Raw genomic sequence first — 21,299 nt, forward strand, 5'->3', positions numbered from 1 at the left:
TGTGCATTAAGGAGGAAAATCTGTGTCAATTCAAAAAATTGATGGGAAACGTTTATCACAAATGATCATGCAAGGAGCGAATAATTTAACAAATAATGTTCAGCTTGTTGATGCATTAAACGTATTTCCAGTTCCAGATGGCGATACCGGTACAAACATGAACTTATCCATGACTTCAGGCGCACGTGAAGTGAAAGCAAATCCTTCACAGCACGCTGGTAAAGTTGGTGTAAGTTTAGCCAAAGGATTATTAATGGGAGCTCGTGGTAACTCTGGTGTTATTTTATCTCAGTTATTCCGTGGTTTCTCTAAATCCATTGAACAAAAAGAAGAATTAACAACAGTTGATTTTGCTGCAGCTTTAGATGCTGGGGTAGAAGCGGCTTACAAAGCGGTTATGAAACCGATTGAAGGAACGATTTTAACGGTTGCAAGAGAAACGGGGAAATATGCAGTGACAGTTGCGAAAAAACAGCGCGACTTTGTTTTGTTTATGGAAGACGTTGTGAAAGAAGCGAATGCATCGTTAAATCGTACGCCAGATTTATTACCTGTATTAAAACAAGTTGGCGTTGTAGATAGCGGTGGTAAAGGTCTTGTTGTTGTATATGAAGGATTTTTAGCTGACTTAAAAGGAGAAACGATTTCTTCTAATGTGTCTGCCCAACCATCAATGAATGACATGGTACGCGCAGAACATCACCGTAGTGTACAAAGCCAATTGAGTACAGAAGATATAAAGTATGGATATTGTACGGAATTCATGGTGAAATTAGAGCCTGAAAAAATGAAGGAACATAATTTCTCTGAACAAAAATTCCGTGAAGATATTAGTGTATACGGAGATTCACTACTTGTTGTATCAGATGATGAGGTTGTTAAGGTTCATATTCATGCGGAACATCCTGGAGATCCTATGAACTACGGACAACGCTATGGTAGTTTAATTAAAATTAAAGTAGAAAATATGCGTGAACAGCATACTGCTTTATTAGATGAGCCTGCTATGATGCCTGAACCAACTAGCCAGTCTAAAGAGAAACAACCGTACGGGATCGTAACTGTAGCTATGGGATCTGGTATCAAAACTTTATTTGAGAGCATTGGCGCGACGAAAGTTATCGAAGGTGGCCAAACGATGAATCCAAGTACAGAGGATATTGTGAAGGCGATTGAAGAAGCGAATGCTGAAAAAATCATTATTTTACCGAACAACGGAAATATTGTGATGGCAGCAGAACAAGCGGCATCAGTTGTGGATCAAGAAGTGATTGTAATTCGTTCAAAAACAGTTCCTCAAGGTATGGCTGCAATGTTAGCATTTAATCCAGTTGGAACGTTAGAAGAGAATGAAGAAAACATGAAAGAAGCTTTATCTCATGTGAAAACCGGTCAAATTACGTATGCTGTACGTGATACGGAAATTGATGGTGTAGCAATTCAAAAAGATGATTTCATGTGTATCGCAGATGGAAAAATCGTATCAACAAATGCTGAAAAAGTAGGAGCTGCGAAGCAATTACTAGAAGCACTTATTGATGAAGATTCTGAAATCGTAACGATTCTACAAGGTGAAGATGCAACTGACGAAGAAGTAGCTACGCTAGTTGAATTTGTAGAAGAGAATTTTGAAGATGCAGAAGTAGAAGTACATGCTGGAAACCAACCGGTGTATTCTTTCATCTTCTCTGTAGAATAAGAAAAAATTCGTTTTGAAAATAAATGGATTACTTATTTGCTAATGGATAAGAAGTAGTAATATGAAGTTTATTACTAGTTTTTATTCAAAAGGCTAGCATATTGAAGATAAAAAAGAGCCTTGCTGCTAAAAGTGAGGCTCTTTTCTTTCGTGTTGCTTATGAGGGATTTGAGTAGTTTCTCTTAGAATGCCTATGATAGAATATATAGGGTGAAAGAGAGCGATTACAGATGCCAATCATGTTAATGGATAATGAATGGAATGAATCAAAGAAAATAATGTGAAGGAGCGTGAGAATCTTGAATGAAGTTGTACAAGTTCCTGTTACGGATGTAAAGGGAATCGGAGGAGAAACATCTGAATTACTACACGAGATGGGAATTTATACAGTTTCTCATCTATTAGAACATTTTCCGTACCGTTATGAAGATTATGCGATGAAAGATCTTGCTGAAGTAAAGCATGATGAACGTGTAACGGTTGAGGGGAAAGTTCATAGTGCTCCTTTGCTGCAATATTATGGGAAGAAGAAGTCGCGTCTTACGGTTCGTGTTCTCGTCGGTCGTTATTTAATTACAGCTGTATGTTTTAATAGGCCGTATTATAAGCAGAAGTTAAATTTAGATGAAACGGTAACGATTACTGGTAAATGGGATCAGCACCGTCAAACGATTGCGGTATCAGAGCTTCATTTTGGACCAGTAGTACGTCAACAAGAAGTAGAGCCTGTATACTCAGTGAAAGGGAAACTTACAGTAAAACAGATGCGCCGTTTTATTGCACAAGCGTTTAAGGAGTATGGAGACTCTATAGTTGAAGTGTTACCTGATGGATTGCTAAGTCGATATAAATTATTGCCGCGTTATGAAGCGCTTCGGGCGTTGCATTTTCCGGCAGGACAGGAAGATTTGAAACAAGCACGTCGCCGTTTTGTATATGAGGAGTTTTTCTTATTTCAGCTGAAAATGCAAACATTACGGAAAATGGAGAGGGAAAATTCGAAAGGGACGAAAAAAGAAATCCCTTTAGCAGAATTGCAAGAGTTTATCGATGCACTTCCGTTTCCATTAACTGGCGCGCAACGCCGGGTTGTAGATGAAATTATGAACGATATGACATCTCCTTATCGGATGAATCGTCTGTTGCAAGGTGATGTAGGTTCCGGGAAAACAGTTGTTGCAGCCATTGGCCTTTATGCAGCAAAATTAGCACATTATCAAGGTGCTTTAATGGTTCCTACAGAAATTTTAGCAGAACAACATTATCAATCGCTCGCAGAGACGTTCTCGCATTTTGGTATGAAGGTTGAATTGTTAACAAGTTCTGTTAAAGGCGCGAGACGTCGGGAAATTTTGGCGAAATTAGAACAAGGAGAAATAGATATCCTTGTTGGAACACATGCTTTAATTCAAGATGAAGTTATCTTTCATAGGTTAGGTCTCGTTATTACTGATGAACAACATCGATTTGGTGTAGCACAGCGACGAGTTTTAAGGGAGAAAGGTGAAAGTCCAGACGTATTATTTATGACGGCGACCCCAATTCCGCGTACGTTAGCAATTACTGCATTTGGAGAGATGGATGTTTCTATAATCGATGAGATGCCAGCTGGTAGAAAGGTAATTGAAACATACTGGGCAAAACATGATATGTTAGACCGTGTTCTCGGTTTTGTGGAGAAGGAGATAAAAAAAGGAAGACAAGCATATGTAATTTGTCCCCTTATTGAAGAATCTGAGAAACTTGATGTACAAAATGCTATCGATTTACATAGTATGCTGACTCATCATTATCAAGGGAAATGTCAAGTCGGATTAATGCATGGAAGATTATCATCTCAAGAAAAAGAAGAGATAATGGGACAATTTAGTGAAAATAAAGTGCAAATTCTTGTGTCGACAACAGTTGTTGAAGTAGGTGTGAACGTACCGAATGCGACTGTAATGGTTATTTATGACGCAGAGCGTTTCGGTTTATCGCAGCTCCATCAGCTTAGGGGGCGTGTTGGGCGTGGTAGTGAACAATCATATTGTTTATTAATCGCGGATCCAAAATCGGAAACGGGAAAAGAACGAATGCGTATTATGACCGAAACGAATGATGGATTTGTATTGTCAGAAAAAGATTTAGAGTTAAGAGGTCCTGGAGATTTCTTTGGAAGTAAGCAAAGTGGTTTACCAGAATTTAAGGTTGCTGATATGGTACATGATTATCGAGCGTTAGAAACAGCTAGACAAGATGCGGCGTTACTAGTAGATTCAGAAGCATTTTGGCATAATGATCAATATGCTTCGCTGCGTACGTATCTTGACGGGACAGGTGTGTTCCAGGGAGAGAAGCTCGATTAAAGGGAGGCAACAAAAGTTTTTGTTGCATTCTACTTTTATTGATTATATACTACTGTTAGTACCTAGTCATAAAAATGGATGGTGCGGTATGAAAAAAAGAAGAAGTAAAAAAGAAAGACAAGAATTATTACAACAAACTATAGAAACGAATCCTTTTATTACGGATGAAGATTTAGCAGAAAAATTTCAAGTGAGTATACAAACCGTACGTCTTGATCGTATGGAATTATCTATTCCTGAATTAAGAGAAAGAATTAAACATGTAGCTACAAAGCAACATGAAGAAGATGTGAAATCTTTACCGTTAGAAGAGGTTGTCGGAGAAATTATTGATATAGAATTAGATAGACACGCGATTTCTATCTTTGAAGTGAAGATAGAACACGTATTTAAAAGAAATCAAATTGCCCGTGGGCATCACTTGTTTGCCCAAGCAAACTCACTAGCTGTTGCGGTTATTGATGAAGAATTAGCTTTAACTGCAAAGTCTATCATTCGATACATTCGTCCTGTAAAATTAGGAGAGCGTGTTGTTGCAAAAGTGCTCGTTGAAGATGTAGAGAATGATAAAGGACGGACGGTTGTCAAAGTGCGTAGCTTCGTTGGAGAAGAACTTGTTTTTACAGGCACTTTTGAAATGTATCGATCTAGTAATTACAGTGAGGAAGGTAACAACTTATGAAAATCGCAATAGATGCAATGGGCGGCGATCATGCTCCAAAGGCGGTCGTATTAGGAGCAATGAAAGCTATTAAGGAATACTCTGATTTACATATTACGTTAGTAGGGAAAGAAGAGGAAATTCGTCAATACTTAACGAGTGAAGAACGAATTACTATACTTCATACAGATGAAAAAATTGAATCGACAGATGAACCAGTAAGAGCGGTTCGTCGAAAAAAACAAGCTTCAATGGTACTAGCAGCGCAGCAAGTGAAAGACGGCGTAGCGGATGCTTGTATATCAGCTGGTAGTACAGGAGCTTTAATGGCGGCAGGATTGTTTGTTGTAGGTCGTATGGAAGGAATTGAGCGACCAGCTTTATCCCCTACAATGCCAACCGTTGATGGAGAAGGTTTTGTTATGTTAGATGTTGGAGCAAACGTTGATGCAAAACCAATTCATTTATATCAATATGCAGTAATGGGATCTGTATACGCTGAGAAAGTAAGGGGAATTAAAAATCCTCGCGTTGGCCTTTTAAACGTTGGAACAGAGGATGGAAAAGGGAACGAGCTTTCCAAACAAGTCTTTACAATGCTTAAGGATGCCCCAATTAATTTCGTTGGGAACGTTGAATCAAGAGATTTATTACAAGGTGTAGCAGATGTTGTTGTATGTGATGGTTTTACGGGGAATGTAGCGCTGAAATCATTAGAAGGAACAGCGCTCGCATTATTCTCTATGTTAAAAGAGCAGTTAATGAGTTCGTTTACGAGCAAATTAGCAGCAGCGGTATTAAAGCCAAAACTTATGGTATTAAAAGATAAAATGGATTATTCGGAGTATGGAGGAGCGGCATTATTTGGGTTGAAAGCCCCTGTCATTAAGGCTCACGGTTCTTCCAATGAACAATCGATATTTAGTGCGATTCGTCAAACGAGAGAAATGGTAGCGAAAGAAGTTATTCCTACTATTTCAAGCGTAATGGAGAAAGAGCCACTCCAATAAGAGGAGGATTTGAAATGGGAAAAATAGCATTTCTTTTTCCGGGCCAAGGTTCACAGGCAGTTGGAATGGGTAAACAGTTAGCAGAGAATAATAAAGAGGTTGCAAATGTGTTTGCAAAAGCAGATGAGGTGTTGCAAGATTCACTTTCAGAAGTGATTTTTGAAGGACCACAGGAGAAGCTTACGTTAACGACGAACGCGCAGCCAGCCTTATTAACAACGAGTTTTGCTATTTTGACAGCTTTAAAAGAGTATGATATTACACCAGACTTTGTCGCAGGGCATAGTTTAGGTGAATATAGCGCTCTTGTAGCAGCGGGGGCATTAACTTTTGAAGACGCTGTATATGCTGTAAGGAAACGTGGGGAATATATGGAAGAAGCTGTTCCTGGCGGAGAAGGTGCAATGGCGGCTATTTTAGGTGCTGATCCACATATGCTGAAACAAGTTACAGAAGAAGTAACAAGTGAAGGATATGCAGTACAAATCGCTAATATGAATAGCACGAAGCAAATTGTGATTTCTGGAACAAAACAAGGAGTAGAGATTGCTTCTCAAAGAGCGAAAGAAAATGGTGCAAAGAGAGCAATTCCGCTTAAGGTAAGTGGACCGTTCCACTCTTCGTTAATGAAGCCAGCGGCGGAGAAATTCCAAAGTGTCTTAAATGAAATTACAATTCAAGATACGAATATTCCGGTTATTGCAAATGTAACAGCAGACGTAATTACAAGTGGTGCACATATTCAAGAAAAGCTAATCGAACAGCTCTATTCGCCTGTCTTATGGTACCCATCCATTGAATACATGGTGAATCAAGGGGTGGACACATTTATTGAGATTGGACCTGGGAAAGTGCTTGCTGGACTTATGAAGTCGATTGATTCATCAGTGAAAGCATATGCGATATACGATGAAGAGACATTAAAAGATACCATTTCAAATTTGAGAGGAGAAAACTGATGTTAAAAGGGAAAGTAGCATTAGTAACCGGTGCTTCACGTGGAATTGGCCGTGCGATTGCGATTGATTTAGCGAAACAAGGGGCAAATGTTGTAGTAAATTATGCTGGTAATGAGCAAAAGGCAAATGAAGTAGTTGATGAAATAAAGAAATTAGGTTCGGATGCAATTGCAGTAAGAGCAGATGTTGCAAATGCTGAAGACGTTACAAATATGGTGAAACAAACTGTAGATGTATTTGGACAAGTTGATATTCTTGTAAATAATGCAGGTGTAACGAAAGATAATTTATTAATGCGTATGAAAGAAGAAGAATGGGATACAGTTATTAATACAAACCTAAAAGGTGTATTCTTATGTACGAAGGCAGTATCTCGATATATGATGCGTCAACGTCATGGACGTATTATTAATATCGCTTCTGTTGTTGGAGTAACAGGTAATCCAGGACAAGCAAACTATGTTGCTGCTAAAGCGGGTGTAATTGGATTAACAAAAACATCAGCAAAAGAGTTAGCGAGCCGTAATATTACTGTAAATGCACTTGCTCCTGGGTTTATTGCGACAGATATGACAGATGTATTGGATGAAAATATAAAAGCTGAGATGTTAAAATTAATTCCAGCAGCTCAGTTTGGTGAAGCACAAGATATCGCAAATGCTGTAACGTTTTTTGCTTCTGATCAAAGCAAATATATTACAGGTCAAACGTTAAATGTTGATGGCGGTATGGTAATGTAATAAAAGAATCGATTTCAGCTAGTTTTTTTGGATAATATTTAATATAATATTTGAGGGGAGGTGAATGGAATGGCAGATGTTTTAGAGCGTGTAACAAAAATCATCGTTGATCGTTTAGGAGTAGAAGAGACTGAAGTAGTACCAGCTGCAAGCTTCAAGGAAGATTTAGGAGCAGACTCCCTAGATGTAGTAGAACTTGTAATGCAATTAGAAGACGAATTCGAAATGGAAATTTCTGATGAAGATGCTGAAAAGATTGCTACTGTTGGCGATGCTGTGACTTACATAGAGAGTCATCTATAATGCTTGAATGAAGTCCCGTTTTTTAGCGGGGCTTCTCGGCTTATATCTGGAGGGACCTATGCCGTACCGAAAATATAGAGAAAAAAAATACGAAACAAAATATCGTGAAGCGTTTAAAGTATTTCAAGAAAAGATAGGTATTACGTTTACAGATGAAAAATTATTGACTCAAGCATTTACGCATTCATCGTATGTGAATGAGCATCGAAAAAAACCGCATGAAGACAATGAGCGTCTCGAATTTCTTGGAGATGCAGTATTGGAACTTACTGTATCGCAGTATCTGTTTCAAAAATATCCGACAATGAGCGAAGGAGAGTTAACAAAACTACGTGCAGCTATTGTATGTGAACCATCTCTTGTTCGTTTTGCAAATGAGTTGTCATTTGGTAGCCTTGTTTTATTAGGAAAAGGTGAGGAAATGACAGGTGGACGTGAACGACCAGCTTTATTAGCGGATGTCTTTGAAGCGTTTATTGGTGCCCTTTATCTTGATCAAGGGCTAGAAACAGTATGGGGATTCTTAAAAGAAATTGTATACCCTAAAATTAATGAAGGTGCTTTTTCTCATGTGATGGATTATAAGAGTCAATTACAAGAGTTGATTCAGCGTGATGGTAGTGGCAATATTGAGTATCAAATTTTGCAAGAAAAAGGACCGGCCCACAATCGAGAATTTGTGTCACGTGTTACGTTAAATAACGTGGCTTTAGGTCTTGGTAGTGGCAAGTCGAAAAAAGAAGCAGAGCAACAAGCTGCTGCAGAAGCGTTGAAAAAGTTAAAAGAGCAACGATAAGGAATCCCCCTTTGAATGAGGGGGATTCCTTGTGTATAGAATGAAACTTTCCTTTCATTTGTAAATGAAAGGAAAGTGAATCCGTATAATAGCTTGTTTTTGTATAAACAACATTTATAGTAATGGAGAATAGGAGGAAGGCCTTTCGTGTTTTTAAAAAGATTAGAAATAGCAGGATTTAAGTCTTTTGCTGAGCGTGTATCTGTTGATTTTGTCCCAGGTGTAACGTCTGTAGTAGGACCTAATGGAAGCGGGAAAAGTAATATTACTGATGCCATTCGCTGGGTACTTGGTGAACAATCTGCAAAATCATTACGTGGTGCAAAAATGGAAGATATTATTTTTGCAGGCAGTGATACGAGAAGAGCAGTTAATGTTGCTGAAGTAACAATAACTTTAAATAATGAAGATCAACGTTTACCGATTGAATATAATGAGGTGTGTGTAACACGTCGTGTATCTCGTTCTGGTGATAGTGATTTTTATATTAATAAACAATCATGTAGATTGAAAGATATTATTGATTTATTTATGGACTCTGGTATGGGAAGAGAAGCTTTTTCGATTATTAGCCAGGGTAAAGTTGAAGAGATTTTAAGTAGTAAATCAGAAGAACGTCGTGGTGTATTTGAAGAAGCTGCGGGAGTACTGAAATACAAACTTCGTAAAAAGAAAGCTGAAGGAAAATTAGCAGACACACAAGAAAACTTAAATCGTGTACAAGATATAATTCACGAATTAAGTAGCCAAGTAGAACCTTTAGAAAGACAAGCTTCTATTGCGAAAGATTATCTCGAGAAAAAAGAAGAATTAGAGAAAGTAGAAGCGGCGCTTATTGTACATGAAATTGAAGAATTACATGAGAAATGGGAAGCGCTTCGAAATCAGTTTGGGCATAATAAAAACGAAGCAGCTAAAATGTCAACGGATTTACAAAAAGGTGAAGAAGAGCTTGAGGAATTACGAGGACAATTACAAGCGGTAGATGAGTCTGTAGATTCCTTACAAGAAGTACTTCTTCTTTCTAGTAAAGAACTAGAAAAGTTAGAGGGACAGCGTGAGCTATTAAAAGAGAGAAAGCAAAATGCAACGACGCATTGTGCGCAACTCGAACAGTTAATTGTTGAATTGACAGAGAAAGCTACAAGTTATGATGGTGAAATTGAATCAAGTACAGAAGTGTTGATGCAATTTGTAAATCAAGTGAAAGATTTGGAGACAAAATTGCATGATAATGAGCGATTACTTGCAACTTTTGCTGACAATTTAGAGGAACAAATTGAGAATTTAAAAGGTGACTATATTGAACTTTTAAATCAACAAGCTAGTCATCGTAATGAATTATCTATGATTGAAGAACAATCTAAACAACAAAACTCTAAAAATGAACGCCTTGATGAAGAAAATGCGAAATATGTAGAAATACGTATGGAAATTACAGCGAAAAAGACGAAACTTGTGGAAAGTTATGAACAAGTGAAAGGAAAGGTAGCTGGTATCCTTTCGAATATACAAAAGACAGAAGCGGCACTTGGGAAATGCAAGGCGCAGTATAGTGAAAATGAAACAAAACTGTACCAAGCGTATCAATTTGTACAACAGGCACGTTCTCGAAAAGAAATGTTAGAAGAGATGCAAGAAGACTACTCCGGTTTCTATCAAGGGGTACGTGAAGTATTAAAAGCTAGAGAAAATAAGTTGCAAGGTATCGAGGGGGCTGTTGCAGAACTGCTAACGGTACCGAAAGAATATGAAATTGCAATGGAAATTGCTCTAGGTGCAGCGATGCAGCATATTGTTGTACAAAAAGAAGAACATGCTCGTAATGCAATTGCGTTTTTAAAACAAAATAAACATGGACGAGCAACGTTTTTACCGCAAGCTGTTATTAAAAGTAGATCGTTATCATTTGAGCAATTACGTATTGTAAATCAACACTCATCGTTTGTAGGTGTGGCGGCAGAACTTGTGCAATATAACAATAAATATGAAAGTGTAGTTTCAAATTTATTAGGTACTGTTATTGTTGCAAAAGATTTACGTGGTGCAAATGAGTTGGCGAAACAACTGCAATATCGTTATCGCATTGTAACAATCGAAGGTGATGTAGTGAACCCTGGTGGTTCTATGACAGGTGGAGCGGTAAAACAGGCGAAATCTTCTTTATTAGGACGTCAACGTGAACTAGAAGAGTGGACGAAAAAGTTAACTGATATGGAAGAAAAAACAACGAAGTTAGAGAACTTTGTTAAAGCCGTAAAACAAGAGATTCAAGAAAAAGAAGTGCAAATACGCGAACTAAGGCAAAGTGTAGAAGCAGAGCGTATAGATGAACAGAAATTAAGAGAAGAAATTAATCGTTTAGAATTAGAAGAACACCGTATTAATGATCGCTTATCTATTTACGATTTAGAGATTGAAGGCTTCTTACAAGACCAAGTGAAAATACAAGGGCGTAAAGAAGAGCTAGAAAAGATTTTAGCGACTCTTCAAGCAGAGATTACAGAATTAGATAGCAAAATCGCAGCTTTAACAAAACAAAAAAGTGAGCAGCATTCTTCGAAAGAGAAAGTTCAAAAAGAAATGACTGAATTAAAAGTGTTGGCGGCTGAAAAGCAACAACGCTTATCTAATCAGAAAGAAAAAGTTGAACGATTGACGAAGGAAAAAGAAGAAACGGATGCAACGCTTGTCAAAACGAAAGAGGATTTAGCATTCTTAAAACAAGAAATGACATCGAATTCAAGTGGTGAAGAACAAATTACGAATATGATTGAGAAGAAAGCATATGATCGTAATCAAACTTCAGAGTTAATTCGCTCTCGTCGTGAACAACGTGTATCTTTACAAGAGAGAGTAGAACATTTAGAGCGTAATCTGAAAGAAACAACAGGTAAACATAAATACATTCTTGAGATGTTGAAAGATCAAGAAGTAAAAATAAACCGACTTGATGTAGAATTAGAAAATAGATTACAACATTTACGTGAAACATATACGATTTCATTTGAAGCAGCAAAACTGAAGTATACAATGACGATGCCTGCTGAGGATGCACGTAAAAAGGTGAAACTAATTAAACTATCCATCGAAGAGCTAGGAACAGTAAACATAGGAGCAATTGAAGAGTATGAGCGTGTAGCAGAGCGTCATACATTCTTATTAGAGCAAAAAGATGACCTAGAAGAAGCGAAAGCGACATTGCACCAACTAATTACTGAAATGGATGAAGAAATGAAAAAACGCTTTTCTACTACGTTTGAAGGAATTCGAATGGAGTTTCAATCGGTATTCTCTGAATTATTTGGAGGCGGTAGAGCGGATTTAGTCATGACGAATCCAGAAGACTTATTAAATACGGGTATTGATATTGTAGCGCAACCACCAGGGAAGAAACTGCAAAACTTAGGTTTATTGTCAGGTGGAGAGCGTGCTTTAACAGCAATTGCGCTGTTATTTGGTATTTTAAAAGTGCGCCCAGTCCCATTCTGTGTACTAGATGAGGTAGAGGCGGCTCTTGATGAGGCCAATGTTGCCCGTTTTGCCCAGTATTTAAAGAAATTTAGTGATGAGACACAGTTTATTGTAATTACACATAGAAAAGGTACAATGGAAGAGTCTGACGTATTGTACGGTGTAACAATGCAAGAGTCAGGGGTATCTAAACTTGTTTCGGTTCGTTTAGATGATGGAGAAGAACTAGTTGCAAGCAAATAGGAAGGATGGGACAGTATGAGCTTTTTTAAAAAGTTAAAAGAAAAAATTTCAAAACAAACAGATACGGTAACAGAGAAGTTTAAAAACGGATTAGAAAAAACGAGAAATTCGTTTGCAGATAAAGTAAATGATTTAGTGTTTCGTTACCGTAAAGTAGATGAAGATTTTTTCGAAGAATTAGAAGAAATCTTAATCGGTGCGGATGTTGGCGTTTCGACAGTAATGGAATTGATTGATCAATTGAAAGAAGAAGTGCAACGTCGTAACATTCAAGATCCAAAAGAAGTACAAGCTGTTATTTCAGAAAAGTTAGTAGGAATTTATAAAGGTGACAGTGACTTTAGTAACGAAATTAATATGCAAGAGGATCAATTAACAGTTGTTTTATTTGTCGGTGTTAACGGTGTAGGAAAAACGACGACAATTGGTAAACTAGCACATAAATTTAAATCGGAAGGTAAATCTGTCCTATTGGCGGCAGGAGATACATTCCGTGCTGGAGCGATTGAACAATTAGAAGTATGGGGCGATCGCGTTGGTGTAGAAGTGATTAAACAAGGATCAGGGTCTGATCCAGCAGCGGTTATGTATGATGCTGTACAAGCTGCAAAAGCACGTAAAGTAGACGTATTACTATGTGATACAGCAGGACGTTTACAAAATAAAGTGAACTTAATGAAAGAGTTAGAGAAAGTAAAGCGTGTAATTGAGCGCGAAGTACCAGGAGCTCCTCATGAGGTATTACTTGTAATTGATGCTACAACAGGACAAAACGGTTTAAGTCAAGCGAAAACATTCCGTGAAGCAACGAATGTTACTGGTATTGTTTTAACGAAGTTAGATGGTACTGCTAAAGGTGGTATTGTATTAGCGATTCGAAACGAAATGGACGTACCGGTGAAATTTGTTGGATTAGGGGAGCAAATGGATGATCTGCAACAGTTTGATCCCGAACAATATGTGTATGGTTTATTTGCGAACTTAGTAGAAACAGAAGAAGTATAAGTGAAAGAAGCGGTATTTCCCGCTTCTTTTTCTATAAAAATATGTGATGTTAAGAAAAAAACTTGACACTCTTTTGTACTCCATGTAAACTAATTGATGTAAAGGGAAATCACTTAACAAAGGATGATCCAACATGCTCGAAAAAACAACGAGAATGAACTATTTATTTGATTTTTATCAATCGTTGTTAACGCAAAAACAGAGAAGTTATATGTCGCTTTATTATCTAGATGATTTATCTCTTGGTGAAATTGCGGAAGAATTTGATGTAAGTCGCCAAGCCGTGTATGATAACATTAAACGGACTGAAGCGATGCTTGAAGAATATGAAGATAAATTAGTATTACTTCAAAAGTTTCAAGAGCGACAGCGACTTGTTGCAAAGCTAAAACAGCTAATCAGCGAAGAAGAGCATGTGAATGAAGAAATGAAACAAGTTGTTGAAGCTATCGAAAAATTAGATTAGGAGGGCGGCAATATGGCATTTGAAGGATTAGCCGACCGACTTCAACAGACAATGCAAAAAATCCGCGGCAAAGGAAAAGTTTCTGAAGCCGATGTGAAAGAAATGATGAGAGAAGTTCGTCTAGCTCTTTTAGAAGCGGACGTTAACTTTAAAGTAGTAAAAGATTTTGTAAAGCGTGTGTCTGAACGTGCTGTCGGACAAGATGTAATGAAAAGTTTGACACCTGGACAACAAGTAATTAAAGTTGTACAGGAAGAACTTACAGAACTTATGGGCGGAGAGCAAAGTAAAATTGCTGTTGCTAATAAGCCACCGACTGTTATAATGATGGTTGGTCTGCAAGGTGCAGGTAAAACGACAACAACAGGTAAACTTGCGAATTTACTGCGTAAAAAGCATAATCGTAAACCAATGCTTGTTGCAGCGGATATTTACCGTCCAGCAGCGATTAAACAGCTTGAAACATTAGGGAAGCAATTGGACATGCCTGTTTTCTCTTTAGGAGATCAAGTTAGTCCAGTTGAAATTGCGAAACAAGCGATTGCAAAAGCAAAAGAAGATCATCACGATTATGTTTTAATTGATACAGCAGGTCGTCTGCATATTGATGAAGAACTAATGGATGAATTAGCGAAAGTGAAAGAAGTTGCGAAACCGGATGAAATTTTCCTAGTTGTCGATGCGATGACGGGACAAGACGCGGTAAATGTAGCACAAAGTTTCCATGAGCAGTTAGGTTTAACTGGTGTTGTATTAACGAAATTAGATGGTGATACGCGCGGTGGTGCGGCATTATCTATTAAGGCTGTAACAAACACACCTATTAAATTTGCTGGTATGGGTGAAAAACTAGATGCAATTGAAGCGTTCCATCCAGAACGTATGGCATCCCGTATTTTAGGGATGGGAGACGTCTTAACATTAATTGAAAAAGCGCAAGCTACAGTTGATGAAGAGAAAGCAAAAGAACTTGAGCAAAAAATGCGTACGCTTTCGTTTACGCTTGACGATTTCCTAGAACAACTTGGACAAGTACGTCAACTTGGACCGCTTGACGAATTGTTAGGAATGCTTCCTGGTGCAAATAAAATTAAAGGGCTGAAAAATGCACAAGTTGATGAAAAACAAATTGGGCATATTGAGGCGATTATTCGTTCTATGACTAAATTAGAGCGAGAACAACCGGAAATAATCAATGCTAGTCGCAAAAAGCGCATTGCCAAAGGTAGCGGTACAACGGTACAAGAAATCAATCGTCTAATCAAGCAATTTGATGATATGAAAAAAATGATGAAGACGATGACGGGAATGCAAAAAGGTAAGAAAAAGGGACTAGGTGGATTGAAGTTTCCATTCATGTAAGGAAAAAAAGATGGCTCTGTTAAGAAAAAATACTTTACAAAGCAATAGTCTTTTTGCTAATATAATTATCTGTGTGAAATAAATTCGGAGGTGCTTTATAAATGGCAGTTAAAATTCGTTTAAAACGTATGGGAGCTAAAAAAACTCCTTTCTATCGTGTAGTTGTTGCAGATTCTCGTTCTCCTCGTGACGGACGTTTCATTGAGGAAATCGGTACTTACAATCCGGTTGCTCAACCAGCTGAAGTTAAGATCAACGAAGAAGCAGCATTAAAATGGTTAGGAAATGGTGCTAAACCATCTGATACAGTTCGTAACTTATTCTCTAACCAAGGTATCATGGAGAAATTCCACTTATCTAAACAAGGTAAGTAATTGAGGCAATGACTATGAAGAAGTTAGTCGAGACGATTGTCAAGCCTCTTGTCGATCATCCTGAAGATGTAAAAGTTACACAGGAACTTTACAACGGAGAGATAAAGTATCGATTAACTGTACATCCTGAGGATGTTGGAAAAGTCATTGGAAAGCAAGGGACAGTTGCGAAAGCAATTCGAATGCTCTTGTATTCAGTGGGACATCATAATGATGAAAAAGTAACACTGGAAATTCAATAAACGTAAAAAGGGCGAGGAGTTATATCCTCTCCCTTTTTTAACATTTAAAGAGAAATTGCATGTTCCATGTGTGAAATGGAGATGCTTAATTTATATGGAAACCAGGGGTGACATACTATTTATGACAAAATGGTTTAATGTAGGAAAAATTGTAAATACTCATGGCGTAAGAGGAGAAATTCGTGTGATTTCTCGTACTGATTTTCCGGAAGAGCGATATAAAGTAGGAAACACTTTATACATATCGAATGAGAAAAGTACAGATTACCTTCCGGTGAAAGTAACTTCTCATCGTCAACATAAGACATTTGATTTATTAACATTTGAAGGATACAAAAATGTAGATGAAGTAGAGAAATTTAAAGGTTCTTTAATAAAAGTACCAGAAGAGCAGTTAGGTGAACTAGCTGAAGGTGAATACTACTATCATGAAATTATTGGTTGTAACGTTGTAACAGAAGAGGGAGAGGCATTAGGAACGATCAAAGAAATCTTATCACCTGGTGCGAATGATGTTTGGGTAATTAAACGTCCAAAAGGTCAAGATCTGTTAATTCCCTATATTGATGATGTTGTACTTCAAGTTAACATTGAGAATAAATTAGTAACCATTCATGTAATGGAAGGGTTGCTATAATGAAAATTGACATTTTAACATTGTTTCCAGATATGTTTACAGGTGTGTTTGGATCTTCAATTTTAAAGAAAGCACAAGAAAAAGAAGCGGTAGAGCTTCGTGTTGTCAATTTCCGCGATTATACAACGAGTAAGCATAATAGCGTAGATGATTATCCGTATGGCGGTGGCGCTGGGATGGTATTGACCCCTCAGCCTATTTTTGATGCTGTAGAAGATTTAACAAAAGAGACAGAGCGTAAGCCGAGAGTTGTCTTAATGTGTCCGCAGGGTGAAAGATTCACTCAGAAGAAAGCGGAAGAGCTTGCAGAGGAAGAACATTTAATCTTTGTATGTGGGCATTATGAAGGATATGACGAACGAATTCGTGAACATCTCGTAACAGATGAAATTTCTATTGGTGACTATGTATTAACCGGTGGAGAGTTAGCTTCTATGGTTATTACTGATAGTGTTGTACGTCTCCTGCCAGGAGTACTAGGGAATCATGCTTCGCAAGTCGAGGATTCGTTTAGTACAGGTTTATTAGAGCATCCTCATTATACACGTCCAGCTGATTTTCGTGGTATGAAGGTGCCGGATGTATTAATGTCGGGAAATCATAAAAATATTGATGAATGGCGACATAAAGAATCACTACGTCGTACGTACACGCGTAGACCGGATTTATTGGAAGAACGAGAGTTGTCTAAGCAAGAAGAGAAATGGTTAGAACAGATTAAAGAAGGCAAATAAGGACTTGATATATTTGCTATTGCAACAGTTCTAGCAATATGCTATTATAACACTTGTGCTGCTGAAATCAGTAGCCGTATTAACGATGTTCCGCTGTAATTTATTTAGACTTTATAAGAGCATCTGTTTAAAGGAGAGAATTTAATATGCAACAATTAATCGCAGAAATTACAAAAGGCCAATTAAAAACTGACCTTCCTTCATTCCGTCCTGGAGACACTTTACGTGTACACGTAAAAGTAGTTGAGGGAACTCGTGAAAGAATTCAGCTTTTCGAAGGTGTTGTAATCAAACGTCGTGGTGGCGGAATCAGTGAAACATTCACAGTTCGTAAGATTTCTTACGGTGTAGGTGTTGAGCGTACATTCCCAGTTCACACGCCAAGAATCGCGAAAATCGAAGTACTTCGCCGTGGTAAAGTACGTCGTGCTAAGTTATACTACTTACGTAACCTTCGCGGTAAAAAAGCACGTATTAAAGAAATTCGATAAGACATGTATGGGAGCTTGTAAATGCACAAGCTCCCTTTTTCCAATCTATATAAAATTTTGATATAATACGAGCAGCTTACATAATCGTGGAGGGGAAATGCATGAAGAAAGAAAAGAGTTCACTTTGGGAATGGATCAAGGCAATTTTAATTGCTGTTGTATTAGCGGGTGTTATTAGACAGTTTTTCTTTGCGCCAATTCTCGTAGATGGGGTATCGATGGCGTCTACTTTACATGATCGCGATCGAATGATTGTCAATAAAATTGGTTATCACATAGGAGATCCGAAACGATTTGATATTATTGTATTCCGGGCAACGGAAGATAAAGATTATATTAAACGCATTATCGGCCTGCCAGGCGATGAAATAGAGTATCGTAATGATAAACTATATGTTAACGGAAAGCCTTATGAGGAGCCGTATTTAGACAAGCAGAAAAAACAAATTGCTGACGGACCGCTTACATATGATTTTACTCTTGAAGAAATGACAGGGAAGAAAACTGTTCCAGAAGGTCAATTATTTGTTTTAGGCGATAATCGTCGTTTTAGTAAAGATAGTCGTTCAATTGGTACAATTTCAATGGACCAAGTAATTGGAAAAGCAAATATACTATATTGGCCGTTAAAAGATGCACGTATTGTGAAATAAAAGAAAAAGAAGGTGGCAGCATGGTAATTCAATGGTTCCCGGGACATATGGCAAAGGCTAGACGCCAAGTAACAGAAAAATTAAAGTTAATTGATGTTGTAATTGAGCTTGTAGATGCTCGATTACCTTTATCTTCTCGAAATCCAATGATCGATGAGATTATTACACATAAACCGAGGCTTGTTGTTTTAAATAAAGCGGATATGGCAGATGATCATTTAACGAAGCAATGGATCGCATATTTTAAAGAAAAAGGCCATATGGCAATTTCAATTAACGCACAAGCTGGACAAGGTATGAAGGAAATTGCAGCAGCTTGTAAAGTGTTGGTGAAAGAAAAATTTGATAAAATGGTTGCAAAAGGTATTAGACCAAGAGCGATTCGTGCATTAATTGTAGGTATACCGAATGTTGGTAAATCCACGTTGATTAATAAATTGGCGAAGAAAAATATTGCTAAAACAGGAGATCGCCCTGGTGTGACAACAGCTCAGCAATGGATTAAAGTTGGGAAGGAAATGGAATTATTGGATACACCCGGTATTTTATGGCCTAAATTTGAAGATCAATTAGTGGGTCTTCGTTTAGCGACAACGGGTGCAATTAAAGATTCTATTTTAAATCTGCAAGATGTAGCTATTTATGCGTTACGTTTTATGGAGAAACATTATCCGGAACGTTTGAAAGAGCGCTATAATTTAAATGACATTCCAGAAGAGATTGTAGAGTTATTTGATGCGATTGGAAAAAACAGAGGTTGCTTAATGGGCGGCGGAATGATTGATTATGATAAAACATCTGAACTTGTACTTCGTGAGCTTCGTGGTGGCAAACTTGGAAAAATGACGTTTGAAACACCAGAGGAGTTTGCAGAGCAGACAGAAGATGCAGAAAAAGTAGAAGAAGTATAAGACGTGCGTTTGTACGTCTTTTCTTTTTTGTATATACAGGGAGTGGCATAAATGCAAAAAGTGACGATTCAAGAAGCGGAATATTTACTGCAAGAAATTATGAGTGAAGAGGACGACCGCTTTCAAGTATTAATGAAGGATGAGCGAAAAGGGGTACAAAAACTCATTTTGAGGTGGTATAAACAAAAAGAGTTAGCACAAAAGGAAAAAGAAAAATTTCTAGAAATGTCTAAGTATGAAAATGCGTTACGTGAAAAAGGCCTCGCATATATTGCAGGTATAGATGAAGTAGGTCGTGGACCACTAGCTGGGCCTGTTGTGACGGCAGCTGTTGTCCTCCCGGAAGATTTTTATATTCCAGGGTTAAATGATTCGAAAAAGCTAAGTGAGGTAAAGCGAGAGCGTTTTTATGATGAAATCAAAGCACAAGCAATTGCGATTGGAGTTGGAATTGTATCACCACAAGTTATTGATGAGATAAATATTTATCAAGCGACGAAACAAGCGATGTTAGATGCTGTTGCGAATTTATCCTGTACACCAGAACATCTATTAATTGATGCGATGAAACTTTCTACACCAATTCCGCAAACATCCATCATTAAAGGTGATGCGAAAAGTATTTCTATTTCAGCTGCATCTATTATTGCGAAAGTAACGAGAGATCGTATGATGAAAGAGCTTGGAGAAAAGTATCCTGCATATGGATTTGAACAACATATGGGATATGGCACGAAACAACATTTAGAAGCGATTGAAGTGCATGGAGTATTAGAAGAACATCGGAAATCGTTTGCACCAATTAAAGATATGATTCAAAAATAAGCTGTATTTTTGCAGCTTATTTTTTATTTTGACATATAAACATTACTATTTTCAAAAAAGAATAAAGCGATTTCAGTTTTCTGACACTTTATTGTAGACAGCGTGCCAATCATCTTATACAATGGCAATGTAATGTTTTTTAAACATTAAAAAACTTTTCGAGTAAAACAGGAAAACAGGGGAGGATGGGACCATGAATATCCATGAGTACCAAGGTAAGGCAGTCCTTAGAAGCTATGGGGTTAGCGTTCCGAACGGGAAGGTTGCATTTACAGTAGAAGAAGCTGTAGAAGCAGCGAAAGAATTAGGAACGGATGTATGTGTAGTAAAAGCACAAATTCACGCTGGTGGACGCGGCAAAGCTGGCGGAGTAAAAGTTGCAAAAAATTTAGATGAAGTTCGTACATATGCAGAGAGCATTTTAGGAACTACACTTGTGACACATCAAACAGGTCCTGAAGGTAAGGAAGTAAAACGCTTACTTATCGAAGAAGGTTGCGATATTAAAAAAGAATATTATGTAGGTCTTGTGTTAGATCGTGCAACTTCTCAAGTTGTTTTAATGGCGTCTGAAGAAGGCGGAACAGAAATTGAGGAAGTAGCAGAAAAAACACCTGAAAAAATCTTTAAAGAATATATTGATCCAGCAGTAGGCTTACAAGGCTTCCAAGCGCGCCGAATCGCATTTAACATCAATATTCCAAAAGAGCTTGTAGGACAAGCTGTGAAGTTTATGATGGGCTTATACCGTGCGTTTATCGAAAAAGATTGCTCTATCGCTGAGATTAATCCACTTGTTACAACAGGTGACGGTAAAGTTATGGCATTAGATGCGAAATTAAACTTTGATTCTAATGCATTATATCGCCATAAAGACATTTTAGAACTTCGCGATCTTGAAGAAGAAGATGCAAAAGAAATTGAAGCTTCTAAATATGACTTAAACTACATTCCTTTAGATGGAAATATCGGTTGTATGGTTAATGGTGCAGGTTTAGCGATGGCTACAATGGATATCATTAAACATTACCATGGTGATCCAGCTAACTTCTTAGATGTTGGTGGCGGTGCGACAGCTGAAAAAGTTACAGAAGCATTCAAAATTATCCTTTCTGACAAAAATGTAAAAGGTATCTTCGTTAACATTTTTGGTGGCATCATGAAGTGCGATGTTATCGCAGAAGGTGTTATTGAAGCGACAAAGCAAGTTGGCCTTGAGTTGCCTTTAGTTGTACGTCTTGAAGGTACAAACGTAGAGTTAGGTAAGAAAATTTTAAATGAGTCTGGCTTAAATATTGTTGCAGCAGAATCTATGGCAGACGGTGCACAAAAAATTGTTTCACTAGTGGGCTAATAGAAAGCGGGG

The 21,299-nt window shown here is 37.7% G+C and carries 21 protein-coding genes; all 21 read left to right on the forward strand.

Annotated features, from left to right (window positions below; genetic code table 11):
• The first annotated feature begins 22 nt into the window (after positions 1–22).
• The gene (locus ACQVV1_RS05840; RefSeq protein WP_431168686.1) at positions 23–1,699 is read left to right on the forward strand and encodes a DAK2 domain-containing protein; all 1,677 of its coding nucleotides are present in this window, start codon (positions 23–25) and stop codon (positions 1,697–1,699) included.
• A gap of 299 nt (positions 1,700–1,998) precedes the next feature.
• Positions 1,999–4,047 carry an ATP-dependent DNA helicase RecG gene (gene recG, locus ACQVV1_RS05845; protein ID WP_063221139.1) on the forward strand — a complete coding sequence of 683 codons (2,049 nt, stop codon included), beginning with the start codon at positions 1,999–2,001 and terminating at the stop codon, positions 4,045–4,047.
• A gap of 88 nt (positions 4,048–4,135) precedes the next feature.
• Positions 4,136–4,729: a transcription factor FapR gene (gene fapR / locus ACQVV1_RS05850; RefSeq protein WP_431168695.1), complete on the forward strand. Its 594-nt coding sequence runs from the start codon at positions 4,136–4,138 to the stop codon at positions 4,727–4,729.
• A complete protein-coding gene (gene plsX / locus ACQVV1_RS05855; RefSeq protein WP_063221138.1) occupies positions 4,726–5,718 on the forward strand; it encodes a phosphate acyltransferase PlsX in 993 nt (330 codons plus the stop codon). The genes fapR and plsX overlap by 4 nt, the downstream gene beginning before the upstream one ends.
• A 14-nt stretch (positions 5,719–5,732) precedes the next feature.
• Positions 5,733–6,677 (forward strand): ACP S-malonyltransferase, encoded by a 945-nt coding sequence (gene fabD / locus ACQVV1_RS05860; RefSeq protein WP_242252020.1) that lies wholly within the window; start codon positions 5,733–5,735, stop codon positions 6,675–6,677.
• On the forward strand, positions 6,677–7,417 hold the full coding sequence (gene fabG / locus ACQVV1_RS05865) for a 3-oxoacyl-[acyl-carrier-protein] reductase (RefSeq protein ID WP_063221136.1): 741 nt from the start codon (positions 6,677–6,679) through the stop codon (positions 7,415–7,417). Before fabD ends, fabG begins: the two co-directional genes overlap by 1 nt.
• Before the next feature lie 69 nt (positions 7,418–7,486).
• Positions 7,487–7,720 carry an acyl carrier protein gene (gene acpP, locus ACQVV1_RS05870; protein ID WP_000786062.1) on the forward strand — a complete coding sequence of 78 codons (234 nt, stop codon included), beginning with the start codon at positions 7,487–7,489 and terminating at the stop codon, positions 7,718–7,720.
• A 58-nt stretch (positions 7,721–7,778) separates the two neighbouring features.
• A complete protein-coding gene (gene rncS, locus ACQVV1_RS05875; protein ID WP_060631998.1) occupies positions 7,779–8,516 on the forward strand; it encodes a ribonuclease III in 738 nt (245 codons plus the stop codon).
• Between the two features lie 147 nt (positions 8,517–8,663).
• Positions 8,664–12,233, forward strand: a complete 3,570-nt coding sequence (smc, locus tag ACQVV1_RS05880; RefSeq protein ID WP_431168687.1) for a chromosome segregation protein SMC — start codon at positions 8,664–8,666, stop codon at positions 12,231–12,233.
• A gap of 15 nt (positions 12,234–12,248) precedes the next feature.
• On the forward strand, positions 12,249–13,238 hold the full coding sequence (gene ftsY, locus ACQVV1_RS05885) for a signal recognition particle-docking protein FtsY (RefSeq protein ID WP_063221134.1): 990 nt from the start codon (positions 12,249–12,251) through the stop codon (positions 13,236–13,238).
• Positions 13,239–13,371: 133 nt separating this feature from the next.
• Entirely contained in the window at positions 13,372–13,704 is a 333-nt protein-coding gene (locus ACQVV1_RS05890) for a putative DNA-binding protein (protein ID WP_000891061.1), read from the forward strand.
• Between the two features lie 12 nt (positions 13,705–13,716).
• Positions 13,717–15,066 carry a signal recognition particle protein gene (gene ffh, locus ACQVV1_RS05895; protein WP_000863460.1) on the forward strand — a complete coding sequence of 450 codons (1,350 nt, stop codon included), beginning with the start codon at positions 13,717–13,719 and terminating at the stop codon, positions 15,064–15,066.
• Positions 15,067–15,167: 101 nt separating this feature from the next.
• A complete protein-coding gene (gene rpsP / locus ACQVV1_RS05900; protein ID WP_000268750.1) occupies positions 15,168–15,440 on the forward strand; it encodes a 30S ribosomal protein S16 in 273 nt (90 codons plus the stop codon).
• Positions 15,441–15,454: 14 nt separating this feature from the next.
• Entirely contained in the window at positions 15,455–15,682 is a 228-nt protein-coding gene (locus tag ACQVV1_RS05905) for a KH domain-containing protein (protein ID WP_060631995.1), read from the forward strand.
• A 121-nt stretch (positions 15,683–15,803) separates the two neighbouring features.
• Positions 15,804–16,319, forward strand: coding sequence for a ribosome maturation factor RimM (gene rimM, locus ACQVV1_RS05910; RefSeq protein WP_242252018.1), 516 nt, complete (start codon positions 15,804–15,806; stop codon positions 16,317–16,319).
• Complete coding sequence (trmD, locus tag ACQVV1_RS05915; protein ID WP_242252017.1) at positions 16,319–17,053, forward strand: tRNA (guanosine(37)-N1)-methyltransferase TrmD; 735 nt, start codon at positions 16,319–16,321, stop codon at positions 17,051–17,053. Before rimM ends, trmD begins: the two co-directional genes overlap by 1 nt.
• Before the next feature lie 146 nt (positions 17,054–17,199).
• Positions 17,200–17,544 carry a 50S ribosomal protein L19 gene (gene rplS, locus ACQVV1_RS05920; RefSeq protein WP_001186516.1) on the forward strand — a complete coding sequence of 115 codons (345 nt, stop codon included), beginning with the start codon at positions 17,200–17,202 and terminating at the stop codon, positions 17,542–17,544.
• Positions 17,545–17,645: 101 nt separating this feature from the next.
• On the forward strand, positions 17,646–18,197 hold the full coding sequence (gene lepB / locus ACQVV1_RS05925) for a signal peptidase I (protein WP_060631992.1): 552 nt from the start codon (positions 17,646–17,648) through the stop codon (positions 18,195–18,197).
• 20 nt (positions 18,198–18,217) lie between these two features.
• Positions 18,218–19,108 (forward strand): ribosome biogenesis GTPase YlqF, encoded by an 891-nt coding sequence (gene ylqF, locus ACQVV1_RS05930; protein WP_063221131.1) that lies wholly within the window; start codon positions 18,218–18,220, stop codon positions 19,106–19,108.
• A 51-nt stretch (positions 19,109–19,159) separates the two neighbouring features.
• Positions 19,160–19,933 (forward strand): ribonuclease HII, encoded by a 774-nt coding sequence (gene rnhB, locus ACQVV1_RS05935; RefSeq protein ID WP_431168688.1) that lies wholly within the window; start codon positions 19,160–19,162, stop codon positions 19,931–19,933.
• Between the two features lie 193 nt (positions 19,934–20,126).
• Positions 20,127–21,287, forward strand: a complete 1,161-nt coding sequence (gene sucC / locus ACQVV1_RS05940) for an ADP-forming succinate--CoA ligase subunit beta (RefSeq protein WP_001020788.1) — start codon at positions 20,127–20,129, stop codon at positions 21,285–21,287.
• Positions 21,288–21,299: the final 12 nt, after the last annotated feature.

This window comes from Bacillus basilensis (assembly GCF_050630465.1).
Classification (GTDB): Bacteria; Bacillota; Bacilli; order Bacillales; family Bacillaceae_G; genus Bacillus_A; species Bacillus_A basilensis.